The sequence below is a fragment of the Candidatus Atribacteria bacterium genome (genome assembly GCA_011056645.1).
Lineage (GTDB): Bacteria > Atribacterota > Phoenicimicrobiia > Phoenicimicrobiales > Phoenicimicrobiaceae > Sediminicultor > Sediminicultor quartus.
This window is the reverse complement of the sequence record DSEL01000026.1, coordinates 1-7,318: the sequence shown is the minus strand read 5'-3', so window position 1 is coordinate 7,318 and position 7,318 is coordinate 1. Positions and strand designations below refer to the sequence as shown.

The following is a 7,318-nucleotide window of genomic DNA, read 5'->3' as shown; positions in this document are numbered from 1 at the left end:
ACTATAAAAAATGCCATTCTCAGTATGATAAACACCTCCCTGCTTAGCAAATGATATTACGTTATTTCCCTCTAACTGGTGATACCCAGTCTCTAAATAATTGCTAACTCCGTCAACAGTTCCTTGAACATATGCTTCCGGATATTGTATTGGCTCTAATGGTAGTCTTAACGTATGAGATTGTAAAATATTTCCACAAATAGTTCGGTATTTTGTGTAAAAAGGGAAACAATCTGAATCATATCCCACATTACCGGTACAATCTACTATAAAAAAATGGAATCCTGAATAAGTTTTTCTATCAAAAATAATATTTTGATCTTCGTTTAACATATATTTGATAGTGGTGTCATCACAATATCTTGCTATAAACTGCCTTTCTTCATCAGTATAAGACTTTGGATAATATTTTCCTTTGTAAATTCCCTTGAATCTTCTAATATGTACTAAAAAATTATGGTCATTAAACACCTTAAAATCAGATTCAAATCTCCTAAGATGGGGAGGCCACATAACATATACAATTGGAACTTCTATATGATGTTTCCTAAGATAAAGAGCTTGGTCTAAAAATATTTCTATACCAACTTGGGTTGGATGAAAAGAAGCATTTATATTCAATCTTCCTTCTTTTGCTAAACGAGTATTTACCAATCTCTCTAAGTTTTGTGATAAATTAGTTGTTATCCTAAGACTCCATTTAGGTTCTTCTTCAATCATTTTAACAATATTATAAAAGGCTTCTCCTAATGTTGGCTCCCCAAAAGCAAGATAAAAAATCAATTTTTGGTTACCAAAAGATCTCTTAAAAGCATCATGCCATTCTTCGGTAGTTCCCCAAAAATAATTTTCCGCTTTTGGTGAATATGAATAGTAACAATAAGGACATTTATAATTACACTTACATTCTCTCCCATTATATTGCCAAAGAATCACAGTATGTGATTGAGGAACTACATGCAAAAGAGATTCAAAATAAATTTCGTAACCCAATTTATTTGGATGTATTTTATCTCTTAAACCTTTTTGAACAGGTTTTATTTTTCTTTTCCATAATGAATTCACATCAGCTATTTTGATATGTTTTTGTCTAGCAATTTCTCTAATTACACAACTATATTCATCAACATCTTTGCTGGTTCCTTTAAAAATTCCTTGGTAATCTGGATTTATAGTAAGTAAAATTACTCTCGATCCAATTATTTCAAATTTCTCTATCATGTATATAAGATTTTTCTTAAATTCTTGTTTAGATACACCCTTCCTCCAATCATTCATTCCAAACCCTATAACTACTATTTGTGGCCTTTCATGTTGTATTATTGGAATTCTCTTTAATCCATCTTTGGATGTCTCTCCAATTACACCAGCGTTTACTATTTCAATTTTATTATCAAAATACTCATTCTTAAGAATTTCTCCAAAGGCAGGAACATATTCTCTGGTTATTGAATCACCAAAAAAGACTATTTTGCAAGGATTTTCCACTTAAATTATCTCCTTCTTACAGAATTTGTAAGTTCAATTAAATCTTCTATATTAGTACTCGCAAGTTTTTTAAGCCTAGAAATTTCTAAACCTATTACCTGGGAACGTTCTTTGTATTTTTCAAAAGTAATTAAAATTTTGTTTATCAATTTCTCACTTGTTATTGTTTCTAAATCAAGGGAATATTCACTTTGTTTAATGCTTTCCATGTATGCTCTAACTTTTGGCATATATTCAAGCCCAATTACGGGTACACCAATTGATGTCCCTAAAATTAATGAATGAAGCCTCATGCCGATAACTAAAGAACTTTGTTTTACCATTTCAATAAATTCATCTACTTCTGGTGCACTTGAATGAATGTATATTTTATCTTTATGTTTCATATATGATACAACCTGTTTTGCTACAATTCTATCATCATCGTAAGATGTAGTTCTAAAGGGTACAAAATAAATTTTTTTATTATAGTGTTCTATCAGAAAATCAGCAGCTATACTTAAAGACCTGATAAAATTCTCATTAATCTCTGGTTTCTCGATATAGAATCCTTTGCTAAACCAATGACGAATACAAATAATCACTTTAGGTGAAACTAAGTTGTCTTCTAATTTGTCTGTATTAATGTTAGTCAGTAATACTGCTGGGTCACTTACTACTTTCACTTCATTTGCAACCCTAATGTCTCTTAAAATGTCTTTTGAACTGCAGTCTCTCACAGTTATCACATCAACTTTGTCTAAGGCATCTCTGATTAATTTCCTCGATTCATCATAGCGAATGTTTTCAACACCAACGGCACAAAGCGCAGTTTTTATATTTAATTTTTTTGCAAATTTAAGCAATCTTAGCCATTCTTTTAAGCTTGATGAATCATTTCCATAATCTTTTAAGAGACCACCTCCCCCTAAAATAAACAAATCGCTTGTTTTTATCTCCCAAATTCTTCGTAAGAAGTTTCGTCTCCCTTGTGAATTAACACTTCTTACTCCATGTGCTCTAAATACCTGCTTTGGTTTGCTGCAAAATACAACCACTTTTATGTTGGGAAATTTACTAAATTCCTGCAACAGGGCTTTTAGAATAGCCTCATCGCCTAAATTTCCTTGTCCATAAAATCCGTGTATAGCAAATTTTTTCATTTCTACTACCTCCTTACGAATTTCACTGCCGCTTGTCTTATATTCTTATCGTTGCAATTCCTTGTTAAATAATGATATCTATAAGAAAGATAACAATATGCAAGGTACGGTAGTAGTGGTAATCGAAATATAGACTGTAACTTCTTTAATATTTTTATTGATATAAATTCTTCTAAATAGTAAACATTATAAAGAAGTCTTCCATTTTCATTCAGTTTTGGCTCTTCAATAGGCTTTTCCGCTATATAAATAATATCATCGATTTCGAATCCTATATCCGCGAAATGCTTTTTTATAAATCGCTCATCATACCTCCTTTGAAAAAAAACTCGTCCATCCTCTCGAACTTTGCTTGACCAATAAAAATTCCGATTCTTTAGCCACTCCTCGCTATATACCACACTGGCTGGGAAGGTAACAACAAAAATACCATTAGGTTTAAGAATGCGAGCTACTTCTTTAGCAAGTTCCACGTCTCCATTATCAGGCACATGTTCTAACACTGACACAGAAAAAACACGGTCAAAAGATCTATCGGCAAAAGGAATATTAGTAGCATCAAAAGTTTCAATCTGTGGTGAAAATCCAAACTCTTTTGAATATATCTTAAAATCCCCTACAAAATAATTTTCAACATCGGATATTGTTATATTTACAAAACCGTTAGTACCCAAGTATAACGACAGCAATTTGGGGCTTGATATATCCAGTATTCTGGATTCTTTCTCCAAATCCATTAAGGTTATTGTAAGAGGTAACTCAATCATTCTCACATAATTCATAGGCGCACTAAACCATTCCTTGAAATGTCTAGTTTGATGAACTGTTTTGGTAAATACTTTCGGCAATATTCGCAAAAGATAGAAAACTTCAATTTCTTTCTGTACATTACGGACTTTTTTCAAAATCTCGCTTTCGTTCTTTATTTGTACCACTTCTGCACCCCTTTTGGAGCAAAGCAAGTTACTTTCGAATGCATAGTTTCTATCAAAATGAAACTAAAACTCATGATAATAATCAGACTTACTTAAGTATTCTGCCTCCTTCTTGAAAGCCATAACACTGCCGTGGGGAACCAGTCCTAACGACTCATCAGGTTCAATAAATTCAGGTTCAAAAAGATGCCTTATCCGTTTAGGTAATAGCTGAGCTATACGCCCAATAACCCGACGTGTTATAGAAAGATTAAGGTTTTGTTTTTTCTTTTGAAGTGGAAATACACTATATGATCGATTTGTAACAATAAAGCGACATACTTTTCTAATAGCAGGTCTATTTGTATCATGTATAGCAACGACCCCACCAACACGAAGTATTCTGTCAACATAGAAAAAGTCAAGAAGTGTGTAGTCAAACGTATGCCATCCGTCAATAAAGGCGAAATCAATCCTGGCACATTGGTCTTCGAGTTTAGGCAAAACCAAGTGAGACGGTGCCTCATAAAACTTAATCATTTCTTTATAACCAGCCTTTCTTAAACTATTGAGTCCGATGCCTTTCCTATGCGTCCCATTGCAATAACCAATGCCCTTCTCCGTTGAAAATTGTTTTGGGTCTATGGTGATAAGACAGGCATTGAGTGTCTTTGCGAGCGCATCGCAAATGAAAAGAGATGATACTCCTAATCCTAAACCTATATCAACACACACGACTGGCTTTATATCACGAATAATTCCCTGAAGAAACAATCCTTCCTCAAGTGAAACGGCACCATATACTTTGACTCTCTCTCCATTTGGAGATTCAGTGTAACCTGAACGCATTATCTCTTCTAGTACTGGATTCATAGGTATTCCTCCCAATTTTCTATCAACCGCTTTCAAAATCTCACTTTCATTTTCTATTTGTATCAGCTTTTACATAATTATGCACCATCTGACTTTGTAGTTTTATCGTTCCTCGTTAGATCGCGTGAAGAATAATTTGTTTTGTATGATTCCTTTTATTTTATAATCATATAACCAATCAAAAATAATAACCATGCTGACATAAACTATACCACCAATAAATATAAGCACAATGAAAGAAAAAAGCCCGGTGGAGCTAAAAATATAGAATTTAGATGTCAATATAGCAACAGACATAATTACTGCTCCTATTAATGGAAAAATAATCAATTTTCCAAATTCCCAAATGTGGCATTTAATAATTTTTATGGTCAAGTAGAAAGTGATTGGCTCAACAGGCAGGATACTGAGTAATACAGCAAGTGATGCCCCCAGAATGCCCCATTTTATGGTGAGAGGATAGATAATAATGACTAGCAAAATAAGCCTTGTAAACTGCAATTTTGTGGATATTTCTGGTTTCCCAACACTTTGGAATATTATGGTTGTTGCTCCTATTGACCTTATTAATCCCCACAAAGCCAAAACCATCATCGCCGGAACCATTTGTAACCATTTCTCTCCTAAGAATATTTTAGTAAAATTAGGAGCTAATATAAAAATTAATCCGGCTATGGGGAAAGATAAAAATGCGGTAAGTTGTAATACTTTTAGATAGGCTTCCCTTAATTTAGGGATATTATCCTGTAATTTTGAATAGGCGGGGAAAGTTATCTGGGAAATTACATGAGTAATCTCAGTTGCCGGCATATTGGAAATCCGATAAGCCATTTGATAAAAACCTAATGCTGTGGTTCCAAGTAACTTACCCACAAAAATATCATCCCCATGAGTAATTAAAAAAACCAATATGCTTGAACCAAAAATCCATTTCCCAAAACCAAATAATTCTTTTACTTTTTCTAGAGCAAAGTTTAATCTGGGCCTATAAGGATGTATTAAATAACTTACAAAACATCTGGTTATATTGCCTGCAAGCAAACCTAACACCAGTGCCCATACATTTCTTAAGATTAAAACTGCTGAAATTGCAACAATAAAATCTGCTAATGTTCCTGTAAACTGATAGATAAACTCTTTATTAAATTCCAATTCTTTCTTAAAATAGGTAATACCAATATTGGTAAATGCTTGAAAAAAAATTGAAAATCCAATTACTCTTATTATTGGTTTTGCTTCTGGTGTATTGAAGAAAACTGCCGCATAAGGGGCGATAAAATATAATATGATAAAAAGAACAAATCCTCTTAAGATTAAAAAAGTCCAGGCACTATCAAGATAAGATTTTATTTCTTCTTTTTTTTGTATCAAAGCAGTTTGAAAACCTGTTTGCGTAAAAGTCTCCAAAACAGACATTGTAAGTAATGCGATACCCATTAAACCAAAATCCTTTGGTGAAAGAATACGGGCAAGAACTATCAATCGAATCAAACTAAATCCCTGATTGACAATTCTGAGAAAAAATACCCAGAATCCACCTTTAACTACTTTTTGAGAAAGAGTTTCGCCAGGGGTTATTAAATTTTTAAACAATTTCTTTGCTTTATTCAATAAAATTATTTCCCGTATTTTTGATTAATTTATCTATTTACCTAAATTCCCACTTTTGTGGGAATGACAGAATATATTTTTATTAACTTTTAAACTTATTATCTTCTCTCTACTCCCTCATAAATAATACCTAAAGACTTTAAGGCGGCTAGGTCGTATAAGTTTCGTAAGTCAAGTAAGATGGGAGATTTGAGTAGTTTTTTTTATTTTTGTTAAATCCATATTACGGAATTGATTCCAATCCTATTTAATCTTCCAGTTTGCCGGTCATCCTGTCTACCAGTCTATTTTAGTCTACCGGTCTTTCAGTCTGCCAGTCAAAGAAAAATCTGAAATAAGCGTATAGTAATAGCGGATAGTTATAGCGCGGGCAATAAGTGCGAGAAAAATACAAGCTATAAAAACCGTTTTTCGCTATTAGTCAAGATTGTTTCGTTACTTTACTTTCCAAAATTATAGAAAAAGATAGATTCCCATTTTCATGGGAATGACAGAGACAATCGAGGTTTCTGTCCTGCTATAGATTCTTTAGGATGGATTCTATATTGATTATTTTAATATTTTTGGATATATTTTTATATTTATTTATTTCTTTAGTTAATTTCTCCGGGTTGTTGGTAGAAAGTATGACTATATTTTTGATAGAAAGACTATTATCGCTTGAACATTGAGATAGAAAATTGGTTATTGAAATAGTCTTACGACCTAAGAATTTTCCTTTGGATGGGTCATCGCTTATAATAGCATTTAGTTTTAAGGGAGTGCCTATCCCGGCATAGTAAGTGATTTCAGCAAGCTGACTGGTGCCATAAATATTGATGGTTTTTTCTCCTTGCTGGTAGAGTTTTATTAGGTAAGCAGTAAGTAAATCCCTGGTATAATGATAATAGTGGAGTGTTTCCTGGAAACGGCTATACATCAGTCGGCTGACATTTGCCATGCCTTCGGGGGTGATGAGATAGAGAATTTTACGGCCGGTTAATTTTTGGGCTTTAATCCAACCCCGATGAATTAAGTTTTGCAAGATAGCATTGGTAAGACCCAGCGAGATGTTTAGCTTGTGGGCTAAAGAGCGCTGACTTAGAGATGGGTTATCTTTTATCTCCAAGAGTGTATCAAGATGTTTTTGAGTTGGCATAAACAACACCCGGTTTTCAGTATAGTGCAGGTCGGATAAATCCGACCCCTTGTACGATAAGAATATCTAAATTATCAACTAAATATGTTAGTATGATACTGGAAGAGTTTGTAGTTGATTAGGTCATCCGACCCCTGGAGCAATCATCTTTT

Annotated in this window: 6 protein-coding genes; all 6 read right to left on the bottom strand. The window is 33.3% G+C overall.

The genetic code is table 11. The features are described 5' to 3' along the window. The coding region (locus ENO17_01150; protein HER23666.1) for a hypothetical protein at positions 1-1,488 on the bottom strand (1,488 nt) is incomplete at its 3' end. Between the two features lie 5 nt (positions 1,489-1,493). Then, the gene (locus ENO17_01145; GenBank protein ID HER23665.1) at positions 1,494-2,630 is read right to left on the bottom strand and encodes a hypothetical protein; all 1,137 of its coding nucleotides are present in this window, start codon (positions 2,628-2,630) and stop codon (positions 1,494-1,496) included. A gap of 5 nt (positions 2,631-2,635) precedes the next feature. Then, complete coding sequence (locus ENO17_01140; protein HER23664.1) at positions 2,636-3,565, bottom strand: class I SAM-dependent methyltransferase; 930 nt, start codon at positions 3,563-3,565, stop codon at positions 2,636-2,638. A 63-nt stretch (positions 3,566-3,628) separates the two neighbouring features. Then, positions 3,629-4,417, bottom strand: a complete 789-nt coding sequence (locus tag ENO17_01135; GenBank protein HER23663.1) for a class I SAM-dependent methyltransferase — start codon at positions 4,415-4,417, stop codon at positions 3,629-3,631. Positions 4,418-4,519: 102 nt separating this feature from the next. After that, on the bottom strand, positions 4,520-6,028 hold the full coding sequence (locus ENO17_01130; GenBank protein ID HER23662.1) for a lipopolysaccharide biosynthesis protein: 1,509 nt from the start codon (positions 6,026-6,028) through the stop codon (positions 4,520-4,522). 517 nt (positions 6,029-6,545) lie between these two features. Continuing rightward, complete coding sequence (locus ENO17_01125) at positions 6,546-7,166, bottom strand: winged helix-turn-helix transcriptional regulator (GenBank protein HER23661.1); 621 nt, start codon at positions 7,164-7,166, stop codon at positions 6,546-6,548. Between the last annotated feature and the right edge of the window lie 152 nt (positions 7,167-7,318).